The sequence below is a fragment of the Sphingomonas sp. genome (assembly GCF_048595155.1).
Taxonomy (GTDB): domain Bacteria; phylum Pseudomonadota; class Alphaproteobacteria; order Sphingomonadales; family Sphingomonadaceae; genus Sphingomonas_I.
In genome coordinates, this window is record NZ_JBMDXN010000112.1 from 1 (window position 1) to 17,942 (window position 17,942).

Consider the following 17,942-nt stretch of genomic DNA (forward strand, 5'->3'; position numbering starts at 1 on the left):
GATGCCGGGACGAAGATCTTCCGCCCGACGAAAGATGTCGAGGATGGAGCTGGCGCCGACATGATGCGCGACGGTGAGGCTGAGGCCCAGGACCAGCACGATCATCAACACGTCCTTCACACCGGCCGCGAAGGCGGCGGACCGCAGGCCGGCGAGAAAGACAAAGGCGAGCATCAGGATGGCGGCCACAATGACGCTGGCGCTGTGACCGAGCACGGCGCCCCCGGTAAGCTGCAAGATCAGGCTGAGCGCGGTGAGCTGGACTTCAACATAGACCACGGTGGCGAACAGGCCGGCGATGGCGACCAGAATGCCAAGCCAGGGAGCGTTGTACGCGCGCGTAAAGAAGTCCGCTTGCGTGACGAGCCCATGTCGTCGGCCGGCCTCCCATATCCGCGGGGTCAGCCAATACGCGACCGCCGAGGCAAGCGAAACCGAGGTGAATGCAAGATATGCCGGAGCGCCGTAGGCCCAGGCAAATCCGGATATGCCGAGAACCGCAAAGGTCGTGTAAATCTCTCCGGCATTGACGAACCAGAAGATCAGCAGGCCAAGCTGGCGGCCGCCGATCGCCCATTCCTCGACGGTTTTGACCCGCGCCTGACGGCGTCCATACAAAGCGGATGCGGCAACCGTCGCAAGTAACAACGCAAGCGCAATTGCTCCGATCATGACTTATCGATCTTCCGCTTGGCCTCGTCCCGCAGGAACACCCATGCGATGGCCGCCGAGGCGACCGGCACGCCCATCATCTGCCAGACCATTTGAAACGGCAGGCCAAATGGTCGCCACGTCACGTCATTGGCGAAGCCGGCAAGTCCCAGTTGCCAAATGAAGGGCAGCAGCAATGCCAGGCGATGCCAGCCCAGGTCACCGCTGCTGCGCGGCTCGTCACGCTGTTCGGTCATTCTTAAAATCCTGAGCCGTCGGAACCACCGCCCGCGGCGATCCAATGGTCGATCTTCGCCTCCAATACCTGCAAGGGCAGGGCGCCCGTGCCCAGTACCTGATCATGGAAGTCGCGGATCGTATAAGCGGAGCCCAGGCCCTTTTCCGCTTTGGCTCGCAGCGCCTGGAAGCGAAGTTCCCCTGTCTTATAAGCACAGGCCTGCCCAGGTGCCGCTATGTAGCGATCGATTTCGACCTCCACGTCATGCTGCGCCATAGATGTGTTCGTCAGCATATAGTCAATCGCCCGCTGCCGATCCCAGCGTTGCGCATGGAGGCCGGTGTCGACGACCAGCCGGACCGCCCTGAGCATCTCCATGTCGAGATGACCGAACCATTGATAGGGGTCCTCGAACATTCCCAAGTCGCGGCCGAGCGATTCCGCATAGAGACCCCAGCCTTCGGTGAAGGCAGTGAAATGCTCATCGCCGTGAAGCCGCAGCAGGGGCGGGAGCTTATCGTTCTCACGCGCGAGCGTGATCTGAAAATGATGGCCCGGTATACCCTCGTGCAGCGTCAGCGTTTCCAGCGTCGGGATCGGGCGGGTCCCCAGCATCGCCATATTGAAGTAAAGTACGCCGGGCGTTTTGCCGTCCGGTGGGCCCGGCCGGTAATAGCCGGTGCCCCGCTGGGCCCCGAGTACGGGAAGCGCCTGCACGCTGAACGGCGCCTTCGGCCGACGCGAGAACAGCTTGGGGATTGATTTCCAAATCCTCGCTTCGATCGCTGCAAAGCGGGCGAGAAGCTCTTCCGGTGTCTTGCAATAGAAGCGTTTATCGACCCGGATATAGTTGAAGAAGGCCTTCAGGTCGCCGGTGAACCCTGTGGCGACCCGGGCTGCCTCCATTTCCTGCCGGATCCGCGTCACCTCCGCCACGCCAAGATCGTGCAGCGCATCGGCGGTCATCGTCGTGGTCGTGTGCCGCTCCAGTTCGGCCGCGTAAAGCGCGTCACCGCCCTTCATCGCCCATCGTCCCGGTGCCGTACCGGCACGCGGCGCATAGGTGTCGGTAAGAAATTCCTTCCACAATCGATAGGCCGGATAGACCCGCATCGCGATCAGCTGGCGGTAGGCAGCTGCCAATCGCCTGTGCGCGGAGGCATCGATGGTGGGCGGCGCTGCTTTGATGGCGGTGTAGAAGGGGCTGTCCTCGATAGGCAAAGCCAGCATGGCGTCGACTTCCGCCAACACATTCGCGACGATGATGGCGGGCTGGACCTGGCCGTTCGCAAGCCCCTCTTTCAGGCGATCGACCACCGAATGCATGTAGCCGGCAAACCCGTCCAGCCGGCGAAGACCAGCCTCATAATCGGCGATCGTGGCGAAGGGCGCGGCACCCGACACGAAGTCGGCCATCTCGACATGGAGGCCGAACGAGGGATCGAGGGGGGCACGACGCGCCGTCTCGAAAACGCCGCTCTCGAAAGAGGCGATCGTCTGCCGTGCTTGATAGCCCAGCACATCGTACGCGATGCGATCGCCGACCGACAGCGCGTCTCGCCGGATCGATGCCAGTCCGGCCAGGTTACGCCGCTGGTCTGCCGACAGGGCGCTCGCATAGGCATCGCTGAGGGGATCTACAAAGGGGATCGCCCGCGGGGCGGCGGATAGGGGGAGGCGGCGTTCATCCGCGTCCGCACTTGCCTGCAGGAGAGTCCGCAGGGCGGCCGCATCCTGTCTTCCCGGCTGCGCAAGCGCGCCGCCTGCGACCAGCGCTATTCCTGCGACGCCGACCGCCTGCCGGCGTGTGATACCGCTTTCCATAATGTCGTACGTCCCCCCGATGCTGTTGCCATCGTGCAGGCTTGCCGCGCCCAAACACAATAAGCGGGATTTCACGCGTACGACCGCGCCTGGAGCCTCTGGTCGCCCGATCGACGCGACATTATGATGCGGAAACAAGCAGTTAGGAGACCTTTTCGCACTTCCTGATAGCCGTTTGTGTCACTTATCTTGCATAGAACGCAAAGATGTCCTTCCCGTTCGCGCATTGCGCCAGCCAGGCGAAGTCCGCAGTCTTCTCCCGAACGATATGTAGTCAAAGGGGTGTGTGGATGACGTTCCGTAAGCGGCTGTTTTGCCTCCTTGCCGGCATCGCGTCTCCCGCGAGCATCGCAGCACAGCCACCCGTGCCGGTGACCGCACTTACAGGCGGCATAATGGTGGACGTGGATACCGGTCGCGAAACCAATGACGCGACCATCGTGATCAAAGGTGAGCGCATTGTCGCTGCCGGTCCTTCCGCCGCTGTCGCAATTCCCGCCGGCGCCAAGATCGTGTCGGTCAAAGGCAAATGGCTGATCCCGGGCCTGATGAACATGCATGTCCATCTTGGCCTGAAGCTGCCGGGCGCAGCTGGCGCCGCACTCGTCGGCGAAACCGATCCTCAGGAAGTGCTGCGGATGGCAGGCAACGCGCGTAAGTCGCTCCTTTCAGGCGTCACCACCGTTCGCCTTGTCGGTGAGGACCATGGCACCGATTTCGCGCTGCGCGCCGCGATCGAGAGCGGAGATGTCTTGGGCCCGCGCATCAAGACCGCCGGCGAGATCATCGTACCAACCGGCGGGCATGGTTCGCTGGAAGGGGATGGACCCTATGTCCTTGCCAAGCTGGTGCGTGAGCAGATCAAGCAGGGCGCCGATCTCATCAAGATCGCGATATCAGGCGGCATCGCCGATATGCACGGCAGTATATCGGCGGCCCCTATGACCGATGAGGAAATGTCGGTGCTGATCGACGTGGCGCACCGCAATGGCGTGCCTGTGACCGCCCACAATGGCTCGGTGGCTGCCGCACAGCAGGCGCTGCGTTTCGGCATCAACGGCTTTGAACATGGTTATCATCTCGACGTGCCGACCCTCAAGGCTATGAAGGAAAAGGGGGTCTGGCTCGTGCCGACGATGGTCGTGAGCCAACCGGGTGCGCGCGAATTCTACAAGAAGATCGGGTCACCCGATTGGTACCTCGCGCGTGTCGACAGCACCGGCAAGGATCATTGGGCGATGCTGCAAAATGCGATCCGCATCGGCGTCAAGATCGCGCTTGGGACCGATCAATTTCCGTACGAGCCCAATGGCGGGACCACGGCGACCGTCGCCGAGGCCGAGCTCTACGAGCAGGCCGGCATGACGCCGCTCCAGGCGCTGCAGGCGGCGACGATCCGCCCAGCCGAGATGCTCAAGATCGAAGACGATGCGGGCAGGATCGCACCCGGCAAATATGCCGACATCGTCGCGCTCAAGGCCGATCCGGTTCACGACATCAGCGCGTTACGCTCGCTCGACTTCGTCATGAAGGGCGGGCGGGTCGTGCGCGACGATGGCGCCGGTATCCTTGAATGAGGACAATCTTTCCGCACATCACGCTAATTTGCGTTTTGCGCAACGAAGTAGAGGCTGACGCAGAGTTGTAACAATACGGCAACTGTCGGAAACATTGAGACACAGAGGCTCGATCGCGACAAGCGATACTCTGTGGGGGTATTTACAATGGGCCGAGCAGTATCTTTAGCATTTGCCGTATCATTAACAATTTCTGCTGGCACATCGACGCAGGCCGCCGTCCCAGCGACGGATGTTCTTTCTCGCATGTTCGTCTGGTGGAACCAGGCCTTCAAGCAGCCGGACGGCTACACGCCCCAGGCATTTCGCCGCTTCTTCACAGAGGATGCCACGCTGACGCTGGAGGGGCGCACCGCCATCCGGGGCATTCCGGAATGGGTCGATCACTTTCGCAAGATCCAGAGCGCGGGCGGGGACGTCGAGATTGTTGTGCCGTTCAAGGACGTGTTCCGGTCCGGGAACCGCATCTTCACCTATCACGTGATCCGGTCGCGCGGCCGTGGCGAGCCGACCTGCGCGCTCGCGGCGGGAGACGCCGTTCTGCGGAACGGAAAGATTGCCTCGATCATGCTCGTGAGGACCAATCTCGACGGCGAGGCGATGAAAAAAGAACCGGATTGCTGGACCAAATAACCAAACAAAAACCGCGCCGAGAGTCTCGGAGAGGCAGGGTCAATTCATATCGTCTCAGGCGATAAAAAAGGGGTTTTATCATGCGAGTTCGTTCAAACAAGGCGCATGCCTTACGCGTTCAGCCTGCTCTGGCAGCGATCGCTCTGGGTCTGCTCTCTACGTCTGCCTATGCCCAGAGTGGTGCAACCGTGCCGGCAGAGCCCGCAGCCAACACCGACGACGCAAGTTCCGATATCATCGTGACAGCGCAGCGCCGTCGCGAAACGATCCAGAGTGTGCCGATCGCGATCACCGCGATTACGGGCCAGACGCTGAAGACACAGAATATCCAGAGCGTGCAGGATTACTTCGCGCTGACGCCGAATGTGAGCTTTCAGTCCAATGGATCGCGCGACCGTAAAGACCTGATCATTCGCGGCATTTCCAATCAGCTCAGCCCTTATTCGGATGTCCGGCAAGCGTCCTATGCTTTCTACATCGACGAGTTCAACGTCGCGGCTGGCACGAGTAACCCTGAGATCGTCGATCTTGACCGCATCGAGGTGCTGCGTGGGCCGCAGGGAACCTATTTCGGGCGCAACTCGGTCGGCGGCGCGATCAACATCATCACGAAAAAGCCCGTCAACCAGTTCGAAGGCGAGATTGGCGGGAGCTATAGCTCATTCGACACGCGCCGGGTGCAAGGTGTGCTGAACGTGCCGATCGTGAACGACCTGTTGGCCGTTCGCGCCTCTGGCCAGTTCGAGAAATCGGACGGCAACATCAAGAACATCAATCCGATCGGCGGCGGCAACAATCACAAATTCTATACCGGCCGGATCGAAGCGCGCCTCACTCCCGCCAGCAATCTCACCTGGGATTTCAACTATAGTTACTCCCATGAGACCGACGGCATGCGCGACGGCGTGCCGACCGGCTTCGTGACGTCGACCTGGGCATCCATCTATTATGGCGGCACGCCCGGTTTCATCGCCAATCCGGATGGCGTCGGCTTCTATCCCGATAACGACAACCGCGTGAATTTCGATCGTCCGCAAAAGGTCGGCAGCAAATATCAGTATGAGAGCACCCACCTGGTGTGGGACCTTGGCGGCGTCTCAGTGACCGGTGTGTTGGGACATATCTCGTCGAACCTGTTCAATTATGGCGATGTCGACGGCGGGAGCCACGATTATTTCTATGAAAATCTGCTCCTGAAGCGGGGATCGACCAGCGGCGAACTGCGCCTCCAGTCCAATGGATCGCACTTCCTCGACTGGAGCATCGGTACATCGTTGGGACGCGACACCGGCCACCTCAACCAGTTCACCTATAACGGAACGGAAAGCCCGTTTGGGCCCGATGGTTCGCAAATCACCGGGGCTCTTTCCAACAGCTCGACACGCTATTTCGCCGTTTTTGCTCAAGGGACGCTCAATTTCACCGATAAGTTCTCGGCGGTGGTTGGCGGCCGTTACTCCCATGAGCGGACCAAGAATTATTCTTATGATTCGTCCGGCGGCATCATCACCGACGTGAATGACCGCTCGGCATCGTTCAACGATTTCTCGCCGAAATTGACGCTCGACTACAAGGCGAACCCCAACCTGCTCTTCTATGCGACGGTGTCGCGCGGGTTCAAATCCGGTGGCACCCAGACCACGAACGACGTAAATCTCCGCAACGACTTCAAGCCGGAGACGCTGTGGAATTATGAAGCAGGAACGAAGTTCGATCTGCTCAATCACCGTCTGCGCCTCGACGTGGCGGCCTTTTATATGGACTGGCGCAATATCCAGGAGAATATCCAGTTCCAATATGTCGATCCGGCCACAGGCCTGCTGAAGGGCGTCGGTGGCATTGCCAATGCGGCGCGCGCGCGCAGCTATGGCGTGGAAGGAAGCTTCGACTTCCAGGTCACCAAAGCCTTCAAGCTGAGCGGCCAGGTGGGCTACAACAACGCGCGCTATCGGAAATATGACAATGCTTTGATCGACGGTACGGTGGTCGACGCCAGTGGCCGGCCGCTTATCGGCGCACCCAAGTGGACGCTTGGTGCGCAAGGGCAATATACCTATCCTATCGGAGACAAGGATGATATCTTCCTGCGGGCCGAGTGGAACCATCGCAGCAAGATGCTGTCGTCGGCCTACGCCCTCAAATATTATCAATATCCGTTTATATCGCCCAGTTATAACAACGTGAACCTGCGTCTGGGCACCGACATTGGCCCAATCCAGGCAATCGTCTACGTACAGAACCTGTTTAAAGCTCATTATTATGCGAATGCCTATGAAAAGGCGTTCTACAGCGGCGTGCAGGTTGAGCCGTCGTTCCGCACGATAGGCCTGTCACTCAATTATAAGTTCTAGTATTTTACCGGGGGGCGTCTCAGGGCGCCCCCTCTATCATCAGGAGCACGGGATGATCGATCGGCGCAGCGTCCTCATGGCGGGAGCGGTGTCGTCTCTCGTCCTTCCCGGCATCGCGCCGGCCGCTGCCGGCGGCGGCGGCGCTGCCGATGGCGCCTTGGCAGCGATGCTGCAACGCCATGCCGAGCTGTTTCTGCGTCGCAGCCCCGAGCAGGCGACGAATTTTGGCTGGGACATCGGCGCACATGCCAATTTGCGCAGCCAACTGGATGATCGTTCGCAGGCTGCCATGATGCACGACAAGGCGGCCATCGCTGCTGCCCAGGCACAATTGCGCACCATTGATCGACAGATGCTTTCGCCAGCGGCGGCGCTGGATTACGATGTCGCGGCCTTCGTCTACGAACAATTTGCGACGATCTTCGATCGCTACGGCTATATCGACATAGACCTGCGCCCCAGTCCCTACGTCGTCAGTCAGATGAATGGTGCTTATTACTGGCTGCCGGATTTCATCGGCAACAATCATCCGCTGGAAACAAAGGCGGACGTTGCGGCCTGGTATGAACGTTTGGGCGCGCTTGCGACGGCGCTGGATCAGGAGACGGATCGGATGAGGCGCGATGCTGCCATCGGTGTCGTTCCTCCGCACTTCGTCATCCTCAGCACGGTGGCGCAGATACGACAGCTACGCGATGCTCCACCACGACAATCGGCGCTGATGATCCACGCCATCGCCCGCGCTCAGGCGCGAGGGCTTGGCGATATCGGCGTTAGCGGCGAGCAGATTTTTCGCGATCGGATCGCGCCTGCTCTGTCGCGCCAAGCGGCCGCGCTCGAGGCGCTCCTGCCGCACGCGGTCGACGTGGCCGGCGTGTGGCGCCTGCCTGACGGCGACGCTTATTATGCGGCCGCGCTCCGGTCCAACACGACCGTGACGACGTCGCCCGAGGATATGCACCGCCAAGCGCTTGCGGAATGTGCGGAGCTCACCGCGGAGATTGCGTCCAGCTTCGCCGCGCAAGGGATGCGCGAGGGGACCGTTCCGCAACGGCTTGCCGCGCTGGATCGCGATCCCCGCTTCATCGTGTCCGATGACGACGCGGGGCGCGCCCGTCTGCTTGCCGAGGCGAAACGCGAGCTGGATGACATCCGCGCGCGTCTGCCGCGCGCCTTCAACGATCCTATCGTGGATCCGATTGAGGTGCGTCCCGTCCCCGCTGCCGTTCAAGACGGGGCACCGACCGCCTTCTACAATGAGGGTGTCGGTGGCTCTCCCGGGATCTATTCAATCAACCTCAAGCGGGTCCGCGACAATGCGCTGTGGCGGCTTCCCACGCTGACGCATCACGAAGGCATACCGGGACACCATTTCCAGTTCAGCATGTTGCGGCATGCGCCGAATCTCTCGCTGTTCAGGCGGATCGTCAGGTTCTCGGCCTATACCGAGGGCTATGCTCTCTATGCGCAGCAGGTCGCGGCGGAAATCGGCGCATTCGACGCTAATCCGTTCGGCCGGATCGGCTATCTTCAGTCCGAATTGTGGCGCGCCGCGCGGATCGTTGTCGATACCGGCATCCACCATAAACGCTGGACGCGCGAGCAGGCGGTGGCCTGGATGGTCGACAATGCAGGGGAACAGCAGCTTGCCACGGAACGCGAAGTCCTGCGCTACTGCGTTTACCCCGGTCAGGCCTGCAGCTTCAAGATCGGCGCGAACAGTATCGTCGCGGCACGCGAGGCGGCCCGCAAGCGGCTTGGTACGCGCTTCGATGTGCGCAACTTCCATGACATCGTGCTACGCTCAGGACCGATGCCGATGAAGGCCCTGACCGCTGCCGCGGAGCGGATGGTTTGAACGATCGAGGCTGAAGCAGATCCTAATGGTCTACTTCACCCCAGCTTTTGAGCTTTGCTTCCAGTTGACCCAGCAAACGTGACGGCGCGCCATCGAGCTGGCGGGCAAGCCGATGGATAAGGCTGACGGTCGCGTGCTCCAGCTCGGCTTCGCGAAGAGGGCGCGCGACGAGCGTTCCCTCCTCCAACTCCGAGATGACCGACACACGCGGCAGTAGGGTGACCATTCTGCCAGCGCGCGCCAGTTCGCGCATCACTTGCAGCGAGCTGCTGACGATGTTCGGCTCCAGCCACGTCTGCGCCCGCTTTTCGGCATCATTGAGCAGATGGCGGATACGAAATCCCTTAGGCGGCAGACAAAGATGATGCTGCTGCAAGTCAGCCAGCGTCAGCGCGGGCATGGCCGCGGCGGGATGGTCGGGGGAGCAAATGACCATGAGCGGCTGGGCTACCGCGGTGCGTGTCCGGATCTTCGGCTCATCCGAGGTGTGCAGGATCATACCGATATGGGCTTCGTCCTCCAGCACCATGCGGACGATCTCGCTGGTCGTGCCGCTGGTAATCGATACCGTGATGCCCGGATTGCGTCGCTGGAAAGCGTCGATCAATCCGATGAAGGATCGGCCGATGAAACCTTCACCAACCGCCATGTCGATGCGCCCGGTCTTCATTTCGCGCAGATCGCGCAGCCGGTTCATCAGCGCCTCGCGGTCGGCAAGCTGATCCCGGTAATAATCGAGCGCCATGCGGCCAGCTTCGGTCAGGCGGATCGAACGGCGTCCGCGCTCGATCAGCGGGGTACCCAAATCCTGCTCGAGCTGCGCAATCTGCCTGCTGATCGATGAAACCGCGACGCCGATCTTCTCGCTGGCAAGCCGCATCGAGCCCAGGTTGGCAGCCTCATAGAAGTAACCGAACGCGTTTTCGAGCAAGCCGCACCTTCCTTTTCGGCGCCATCGTGTCGCTTATTTGCAGGGAGCGCAATGATCTTGGCCAACGCTCGCGCTTGATGCGCGGGAACGGAAATCGCAACACCTTGGGGGAAGGCGGACCTATGTCCGTCGAACGAGGGGACACGGATTGAGCGATAAACGTGCGCGCGTCGGCTGGCGTGGCTACCTGCCCGCGATCGTGACGCCTTTTGCTGCGGACGGCGCGCTGGACCTCCCGGGCTTGGGAGCGATGCTCGAATGGCTTCACGGCGAAGGCATGCACGGGCTGGTTGTCGCCGGCACCACTGGAGAGTGGACGAGCCTGAGCGCCGATGAGCGCGCCACGCTGTTCCGCGCGGCCGGCAGCCAGATGTCGGGCAAGCTGCCTTTGCTGGCGGGCTGCAGCAGCTTCACGGCCTCAGAAAGCCTGCAGTTCGCAGGGCATGCGGCGGAGAGCGGGTTTGACGGCATCTTAGTGACACCACCGCCTTATCTGCGACCCAACGAAGATGAGATATTCGGCTTTTACGCCGATATCTCAAAGGCGACGCCGCTGCCGATCTGCGTTTATAACTGGCCGCCCGGCACGGGCATCGACATGTCCGTCGAACTGCTCGAGCGTCTCGCGGGGCTCGACAATGTCGTCGCGATCAAGCAGTCCACGAGCAATCTGCGCCGCTTTCTGCAGACCTTCTTCCAGCTCGGGGACCAGGTTCTGGTGTTCGGACACAGTATGGATGAGCACGGGCTTACCATTCTTCAGGCGCACGGCGGCGATGGCACGATGGGCGCGGGCGGCGCATTGGGGCGTATTCATGCCGACTTCTACAACCATCTTTGGCGGGGGGAGATTGCTGCCGCGCGGGAGTGCGGTCGCAAGGATCGGGTGCTGCTGGATGAATGGTACACGCAGGACCTCGTCGGTCGGTTCGGCTCGGGTCCGGCAGTGCTGAAAGCCGCGCTGAAATTGCGCGGTGTGCCGGCCGGCTTCGTAAGACCGCCTCTGCGGGACGTGTCGCCGGACGCCACCGCCGTCATTCGTCACACGCTGATCAGCCTGGGCGTTGCCGCATGATGTGCAAGGCCGGCTGGTTCCTGCGCACCTTGTGCTTACTTCAAGCGGGCTTGCCGATCGCGGCCCGAGCCGATGTAACGCCGACCGAGCTTACAGAAACGGTCAAGACGATCGCATCCGATCCGTTTCAGGGACGCTCGCCAGGCACCGTCGGTGAACAGAAGACGGTTGTGTATCTCACGGAGCGCCTGAAAGCATTGGGGCTGATGCCGGCGGGGCCGAACGGGTCATGGACGCAAGATGTCCCAATGATCCACAATGTGCTGGGCACGCCGGAAAAGCTTGAGGCCACGGTCGCTGGGACGATTGTCCCGCTGGTGGCAGGGCGTGATATCGTGCCGATGACAACGCGCGCGACCGATCGCGTCAGCATCGATAAGGCGCCGCTTGTGTTCGTCGGCTACGGCGTCTCCGCGCCGGAGCGAGATTGGGACGATTACAAGGGCGTCGATCTGCGCGGCAAAATCGCGGTGTATCTGGTCAACGATCCGGACTTCGAAGCCAAGCCGCAAGACGACGCTTATGGCCGTTTCGGCAACAAGGCGATGACCTATTACGGCCGTTGGGTTTACAAATATGAGGAGGCGACCCGCCGCGGCGCGCTCGGTGCGCTTATCATCCACGAAACTGGCCCCGCAGGTTATGGGTGGAACGTTGCCAGCAACACTGTTGTCGGCGGCGTTTATGCCTTGCCGACCGATCGAGGCCAGCCGCAGCCGCCAGCGCTCGAGGGTTGGATCAGCACCGCGTTCGCATCCGACCTGTTCAAGCGGGCGGGGCTGGATCTGAATGCGCTGAAGACGCAGGCCCGCTCGACGGGCTTCTACCCCACTCCCATCGGGGACGCACGCCTCTCATTCGACATGCCCGTCAAGAGCGCGCGCATTGTCAGCCGTAACGTGCTCGCGAAGATACCAGGGCGGCTGCACCCCGACGAGACGATCCTCTACGGGGCGCATTGGGATGCGATCGGCATTGGTGCAGCCGATGCCCAGGGGCGCACGATCCATTCGGGCGCAAACGACGACGGCCTGGGTGTCGCGGGTCTGCTGGCCCTGGCCCGCGCGTTTGCGCAACAGCCGTCCCCTGAGCGCACGATTGCCTTTGCATTTTGGACTGCGGAGGAGCGGGGGCTGCTGGGATCGGAATATTATGCCGCCCATCCTGTTCTGCCGCTCGCGAAAACAGTGGCGAACCTGACGATCGACACGATGCAGACCGCCGGCTTGGCGCGAGACGTCATCCAGATCGGCGCCGGGCATAGCAACCTGGACGCCGACCTGGCCGTCGCCGCGGCGGCGCAAGATCGCACCGTTACGCCGGATGCAAAGCCGGAACGGGGGCTCGCCTATCGTGCCGATCATTTCTCCTTTGCCAAGCGCGGTGTTCCGACACTGCTGCTGATGGGCATCGGTGGGGGCGCCGACCTGGTGAAGGGCGGACGTGCGGCGGGCGACGCATGGGTGAGCAATTACACCGCGCATTGCTATCATCAGACCTGCGATCGGTGGGACCCTTCCTGGGACCTGCATGGCGCAGCGCAGGACGTCGAATTGTTCCGAGTGATCGGCAACAAACTCGCCAACAGCCGCCAATGGCCGACCTGGAATCCAGGAACGGAGTTTAAGGCTGCGGGCGACACACTGGCCGCCCTTCGCCAACGATGATGTGGTGAGATCGGGGGCGCCTTATGTGGGCGCCCCCGCCTTGGGGGTCACTTCGCTGTTTCGCGTCCGACCGGATATAGCAGATAGCGCTGATCATAATAGCGGGTGTGCGCATAGAGCCAGGTCAGCCGTGCATCGGGGCTGGCGGCAAACGCAGGGTCGGACTTTACCTTCTGATCAAATTCGGCCTTCAGCGCGGGGGAACGGGCCAGCATCGCCGCGCCCATCGGCTCGACGACATAGCCTTCGATATATTCGGTACGTTCCAGCATCGCCGGAAAAAAGCCCCAGCTGAAGAATGACTCTTCCGTCTCAGGCTCGAGCAACTCGGCGGCCAAGCGGCCCAGCGGTTGATCGGTAGGCACACGTACCGACCCGGCGGGATAGGTTTCTTCATGCCGCTCATGCTGGAACGCGCCAGCCGTTACCGGCACACGGTTTTCCACTGGCATTGTAGCAAGCTTGGGATCCGAGATACGGATCATGTCGACCGATACGGTGCGTGGCTGATCCAGCGTCTCCATCCGGATGCCATGGCGCCGCAATCGATCGATCACGGCGACGTCGACCGCAGAAACCCAATATGCAGCCGGAAGATCGACGGTCTTGTCAGCTTGCGAGCCGAAAAGTGGGATATCGACCGCCGGAGCCGGCTGGCCCAGCCAGCGGACCTCATATCCGCCCGATACGTCCGACAGAAAGCGCTCGCTCTTCATGGGTAGGAAGTGAACGTTCCGCACCGGATCGGTGCGCGGCTTCCATGTGATCGTCATCGGGCCACGTCGTGCCCGATCTTCAGCGATATCCCGCTTGAGCAAGGCACCATCGCTGCCGAGCGTTCTGAGCGTCGCCTCCAGCAGTACATATTCTCCGAGCACGCGCCGGCGATAGGGCTTCAGGGCATGGTCTTCGACCAGCACTGCCGGCATATGCCGCAGATCGCCATATCCATGCGAGAAATTCGCTGGAAAATGAGGAAGGGAGAGCCCGTCGGTGGGCTTGCGGTCATCTACCGCCAGAACAAGTGGACCTGGAACATGACCCCTTGCCTTCAGCGCGGCATCCACCTGGGGGCGGTAGACCTGCTCGAGCCAGCGATTGGCGGCAGGCGATTGCGCATAGGGCGCATCCTGGAAACCGTAGGTAATGTCATATTGGAAATCGAGCCCGTCGGAGACGTGCAGATCAAGATATAGGGCGGGATCGTAGCGGTTGATCAACCCCAGCATGGCCTGCATCTCGGGCGTATCCGCCTTCATATAATCCCGGTTGAGATTGATGTTCTGCGCAGTCGTACGCCATCCCTGCGAGACCGGACCTCGCTGGTTCGGCCGATTGTAGGGCGAGGTGCGCTCATGCCCGTCGATGTTGAAAACGGGGACGAACAGGAAGTTCACGCGGTCGAGCAAACTCGACTTCCCACGCACGACTATGTCGCGCAGCAGCATCAACCCTGCGTCCTTGCCGTCGATCTCGCCTGGATGAATTCCGGACTGGACCAGCAAGACCGGCTTGGCGGGATCCAAAGAGGCGCCATCCTTGCTGGCGACGACAACGATCATGTCACGCCCCTGCGCAGTGCGGCCGAACGTCTCGACGCGCAGAAGGGGGGACGCCTGAACGAGCCGGTCGAGATAGGCGCGCGTCTCCGCATAGGAGGGCGTGGCGGTTAAGCCCGTCTTCTCGGACGGGGTGATCCACGGATCAGTGGGTCGCGCCGCCAAAGCCTCGCTCGCGCCGTGCCACGGTTGTTCGGGTGGCAGGATCGAACGATCAGGGTCGATCGCTGCGCTGACATGCGTGGCCAGAGCAAGCGAGACGGCCGGGAGACCCCAGCGGCCGATCTTCATGGCTTTCTTGGTCATTGGCTGCTTCACTTCATGAACGGGCCCGGTATGCCCTCCAGGCTGATGAAATCGATCTTCGAGATTTTCCCACCTCGCAGCGTGGCATATCCCATGACCATCTCATGACCGGCCTTACCGTTCTCCACGGCGTCGATCAGATGGTAAGTAAAGATCTTTGAGCCGTCCGGAGAGGAAAAGGCTTCGACGAAGGGCAGCTTGATCTCGACCGCGCTGGCACGGGTCTGAATAACGCGAAAATGCTCCGCGAGCGACACGACGCCCTTGGCACGATCGACGCCGTTGATGCGCATCACGGCGTCGTCGGGGGAATATTGAAGGAACGCTTCGGGCGTGAACCCCTTCGGATCCTTGAACGCGCTGTTCCACCATCCGAACATGCGGGAAAGAACATCGTTGGAAACGGGGGCAGAGAAGGTCGCTGGAGACTGTGCCAACGCCGCCGGCGCGGCGCTCAAGGATGCGATCCCCGCCAGCCCGATCAAAATCATCTTCATGTCACATGCCCCTGTTGAATGCCGCTGTATCGATGGTCGTCCAGATATGTGCCGTCATCAACGGGTGAGAGCGCCAAAGTCGTTGCGCAGACTGCAACGCTGCCGCACCGTCTGCCTCCTCCTTTGCCAACAGGCGCGGTCAGGCCGCTCGACGGACCGCTGCCAGTGCTTCGGCGAAAGCCGTCCCGGACTCATCGGCGAGCGCCGCATCGCGCAAAAGGGCCACCTGTGCCGCACCGTCGGGTCGACCCAATAGCGATCGAGCCTCTGCGACGACCGCTTCGAACCGTGCGAGACCGCGATCGAACGTGTCCGAATAACCTTTGATCAGCCGCTGAGCCTCGACAATCTCCGCGGCAAAGCGGGAGTCGCGCGCCGCCGCATCGCTGATGAAGTCCAGCCATGCGGCAATACGAGCCTGTTCGTCGCGATAGCGCCGGGTCGAGCGCCGCCTCCCGCGCAAAGCGGCAACAAGCCACAACGCGACGTACCAGCGCAGGCTGGTCGTGCGAACATGCCGCCCTTTCGCGAACATCGGTTGCACGAGCTTGGACAGCCAGGATCGGGCGAGGATGAAATCGCCCATCGCAGCGGGCATCACGTCGCACAGCTCCTGCAGCCGCGGGTGCATATATTCGGTGACGGTCATGACCTGCCCCTGGCCGAGTCTAACCTCCTGCTGGACCCGCGCCGTGCGTGCGCCGCGGATCTTGAGGTCGGCGACGCGGATCGTGTCCTCATAGGCCATCCACAATGCGAGGTGCCGTGCGGTTTGCCGAGTCAGGCGCCAGTCGTCGGCGCCGTCATCGCGCGCAAGGATTTCTGCGATCCGATCGAGATAGAGCTCGGCATAGGCCCGGTCCTGATAATCCATCAGCTTTCGTACGCCCTCGATGGCGAGGGGCTGGATCGACGCGGGGAGCGTGGCGACGATGCGCGATTTCAGCGCGTGACCGGCCGGACTGGTGGGGCCCGCCGCAGCGAAAGTTTGGTTGGTCTCATGATGGGCGATCGTCGCCTGAGCCGCACCGCTCTCGAGCCCTCGCAGATTGGCTTGTACGGCCTTGCCGCCGTGCCTGACGGCCTGCTCGAACATCGCACGTGAGAAGGGGAGGGCTCCACTACCTGCCAACGCGCCGAACATGATCGAACTGATCACGCTCCCCGCGCTCACGGCTGTCGCTTCCATGTCGAAGCCGATGAAACGTGCCGAACGGCGACGCGCTGCGTCCAGGATCCGCTGACTGCTGCCGATGCCGTCCCCCAGTGCCGCTTTCTCCGAGATCGCATAGACGCGATGGGTGGAGCCGATCAGCGTGGTCCGGTCCCCCGACACGAACCCGCGCAGGATCGCACGGCCCGCCTCCATCAGTTCCGACGCGATAACGATATCAACGTCCCCAGGGACGGGCATCATCGCCAAGACAGGCGCCGGACGATTGGCATAGGCGGCGGCCCGGCGTACCATCTCGATATAATAGATGGTCGAGCCGGTGCGTTGGGCCACGCCGGGCACCGACGTACCCTGCGCGATAAAGCCGTTACTGTTCGCCAGATCGAGGATCCAGTCGGCGAGCACGCCGCCCCCCTGGCCGCCAAGGGCCATAATGGCGATTGTGATACGATCACGCTCTGCCGTCGCTCCGGCCTCCATCAATAGGATCTCGCGGCGATAGTCCTCGTCTGGCGCTCCTGCAGCCAACCGATGACGGCCTATCTGATGCGGTCGCCGACCCGGTCCCAAAAGGACGGGTTGGTCACCACGCTGACCTTGTAAAAGGACGGGCACAGGATCGCGGCATGGGCCACTTCGCCGCAATTGCCGCAGCCAACGCAGCTATCGTCGATCTGCGTGACCGGATCGGTCCTGAGCGGATCGGGATTGGCTTTGACGCTGAGAGAGGGGCAACCCGACAGCCGGATACAGGCATGGTCGCCGGTGCAGGTGTCAGGATCGACCCCGAACCGATCGCGCACCACGCGTTTCCCGTCCTTTACCGCCTGGGCGAGGAGCGGCTTCACGCGACGCTGCTTGTTGAGCATGCATTCGGACTGCGCAACGATCACCTTGGGCCCCTTTTCGGGCGAGGTGAGCGCTTCCTTGAGCGTATCGCGCATGCGGGCGACGTCATAGGTTCGCGTCAATGTGCGGGCCCAGGTAACGCCCAGTCCGCGCGCTGCTTTTTCGATCGGGTTGTTGGTTTTGCGGGTCGGATTGACGGCCTGCGACGACAGGATGTCCTGTCCCCCGGTCGCGGCAGAATAACCGTTGTCGACGATGATGGTGACGTTGTCGTCCTGGTTGAAGACGGCATTGCCAATCCCGGAGGTAAGGCCGTTATGCCAGAAGCCGCCATCTCCCATCATCGCGATGGCGCGCCTGGAGCCTTCGCCGTCCTGCGGCCTGAAGGCCGCTGCCCCCGCCGTGCCCAGACCATAACCCATCGTCGTGTTGCCGATGTGAAACGGCGGCAGGATCGAGAAGAGATGGCACCCAATGTCGGCTGAAACATGGAAATCCCCCAGCTCACGCTGCACCAGCTTCATCGCGGAAAAGATCGGGCGCTCGGGACAACCGGTACAGAAGCCGGCCGGACGCGGCGGAACTTCCTTCGCCAGTTCAGGCTCAGGCGGCACCGGCAGCCCAGGCGCAGCAGCGCGCGAAGGTGCCCACGCCTCCAAAAAGGCCATCACGCCATCGCGCAGCACCACACCCGAATATTCACCAGCGCGTGGCAGAACGTCCTTCCCAACGATACGCGTTTGCAGGTCGGC

General features: G+C 61.8%; 14 protein-coding genes. 6 read left to right on the forward strand and 8 right to left on the reverse strand.

All coding sequences use genetic code 11. The features are described from left to right. From ACOJSI_RS18500 to ACOJSI_RS18510, 3 genes are all read right to left on the reverse strand, one after another. Window positions 1-672 (reverse strand): sodium:solute symporter family transporter (locus tag ACOJSI_RS18500; protein WP_420139790.1); only part of this gene is annotated, 672 nt, incomplete at its 3' end. Continuing rightward, window positions 669-908, reverse strand: coding sequence for a DUF3311 domain-containing protein (locus ACOJSI_RS18505; protein WP_420139791.1), 240 nt, complete (start codon window positions 906-908; stop codon window positions 669-671). The genes ACOJSI_RS18505 and ACOJSI_RS18500, both read right to left, overlap by 4 nt. A gap of 2 nt (window positions 909-910) precedes the next feature. Next, complete coding sequence (locus tag ACOJSI_RS18510) at window positions 911-2,713, reverse strand: DUF885 domain-containing protein (RefSeq protein WP_420139792.1); 1,803 nt, start codon at window positions 2,711-2,713, stop codon at window positions 911-913. Between the two features lie 290 nt (window positions 2,714-3,003). Between ACOJSI_RS18510 and ACOJSI_RS18515 the strand changes: the two genes are divergently transcribed. The 4 genes from ACOJSI_RS18515 to ACOJSI_RS18530 all read left to right on the forward strand — a co-directional run bounded on the left by ACOJSI_RS18515 (window position 3,004) and on the right by ACOJSI_RS18530 (window position 9,132). After that, window positions 3,004-4,290 carry an amidohydrolase family protein gene (locus tag ACOJSI_RS18515; protein ID WP_420139793.1) on the forward strand — a complete coding sequence of 429 codons (1,287 nt, stop codon included), beginning with the start codon at window positions 3,004-3,006 and terminating at the stop codon, window positions 4,288-4,290. Window positions 4,291-4,437: 147 nt separating this feature from the next. Beyond that, window positions 4,438-4,923, forward strand: coding sequence for a hypothetical protein (locus ACOJSI_RS18520; protein WP_420139794.1), 486 nt, complete (start codon window positions 4,438-4,440; stop codon window positions 4,921-4,923). 80 nt (window positions 4,924-5,003) lie between these two features. Next, complete coding sequence (locus tag ACOJSI_RS18525; protein WP_420139795.1) at window positions 5,004-7,274, forward strand: TonB-dependent receptor; 2,271 nt, start codon at window positions 5,004-5,006, stop codon at window positions 7,272-7,274. Between the two features lie 52 nt (window positions 7,275-7,326). Beyond that, the gene (locus ACOJSI_RS18530) at window positions 7,327-9,132 is read left to right on the forward strand and encodes a DUF885 domain-containing protein (protein ID WP_420139796.1); all 1,806 of its coding nucleotides are present in this window, start codon (window positions 7,327-7,329) and stop codon (window positions 9,130-9,132) included. 22 nt (window positions 9,133-9,154) lie between these two features. Here ACOJSI_RS18530 and ACOJSI_RS18535 read toward each other — a convergent pair whose 3' ends face one another. Then, window positions 9,155-10,063: a LysR family transcriptional regulator gene (locus ACOJSI_RS18535; RefSeq protein ID WP_420139797.1), complete on the reverse strand. Its 909-nt coding sequence runs from the start codon at window positions 10,061-10,063 to the stop codon at window positions 9,155-9,157. 148 nt (window positions 10,064-10,211) lie between these two features. Here ACOJSI_RS18535 and ACOJSI_RS18540 point away from each other — a divergent pair, with 148 nt between their 5' ends. Both ACOJSI_RS18540 and ACOJSI_RS18545 read left to right on the forward strand, forming a co-directional pair. After that, window positions 10,212-11,138, forward strand: a complete 927-nt coding sequence (locus tag ACOJSI_RS18540; protein WP_420139798.1) for a dihydrodipicolinate synthase family protein — start codon at window positions 10,212-10,214, stop codon at window positions 11,136-11,138. Next, complete coding sequence (locus ACOJSI_RS18545; RefSeq protein WP_420139799.1) at window positions 11,135-12,805, forward strand: M20/M25/M40 family metallo-hydrolase; 1,671 nt, start codon at window positions 11,135-11,137, stop codon at window positions 12,803-12,805. Before ACOJSI_RS18540 ends, ACOJSI_RS18545 begins: the two co-directional genes overlap by 4 nt. A 47-nt stretch (window positions 12,806-12,852) precedes the next feature. Here the strand turns inward: ACOJSI_RS18545 and ACOJSI_RS18550 are convergent, their stop codons facing one another. The 4 genes from ACOJSI_RS18550 to ACOJSI_RS18565 form a co-directional block, all read right to left on the reverse strand. Then, window positions 12,853-14,670 carry a M14 family metallopeptidase gene (locus ACOJSI_RS18550; protein WP_420139800.1) on the reverse strand — a complete coding sequence of 606 codons (1,818 nt, stop codon included), beginning with the start codon at window positions 14,668-14,670 and terminating at the stop codon, window positions 12,853-12,855. 8 nt (window positions 14,671-14,678) lie between these two features. Beyond that, entirely contained in the window at window positions 14,679-15,167 is a 489-nt protein-coding gene (locus tag ACOJSI_RS18555; RefSeq protein ID WP_420139801.1) for a hypothetical protein, read from the reverse strand. A gap of 139 nt (window positions 15,168-15,306) precedes the next feature. Continuing rightward, window positions 15,307-16,821, reverse strand: coding sequence for an indolepyruvate oxidoreductase subunit beta family protein (locus ACOJSI_RS18560; RefSeq protein WP_420139803.1), 1,515 nt, complete (start codon window positions 16,819-16,821; stop codon window positions 15,307-15,309). A 59-nt stretch (window positions 16,822-16,880) separates the two neighbouring features. Continuing rightward, window positions 16,881-17,942 (reverse strand): thiamine pyrophosphate-dependent enzyme (locus ACOJSI_RS18565; protein WP_420139802.1); only part of this gene is annotated, 1,062 nt, incomplete at its 5' end.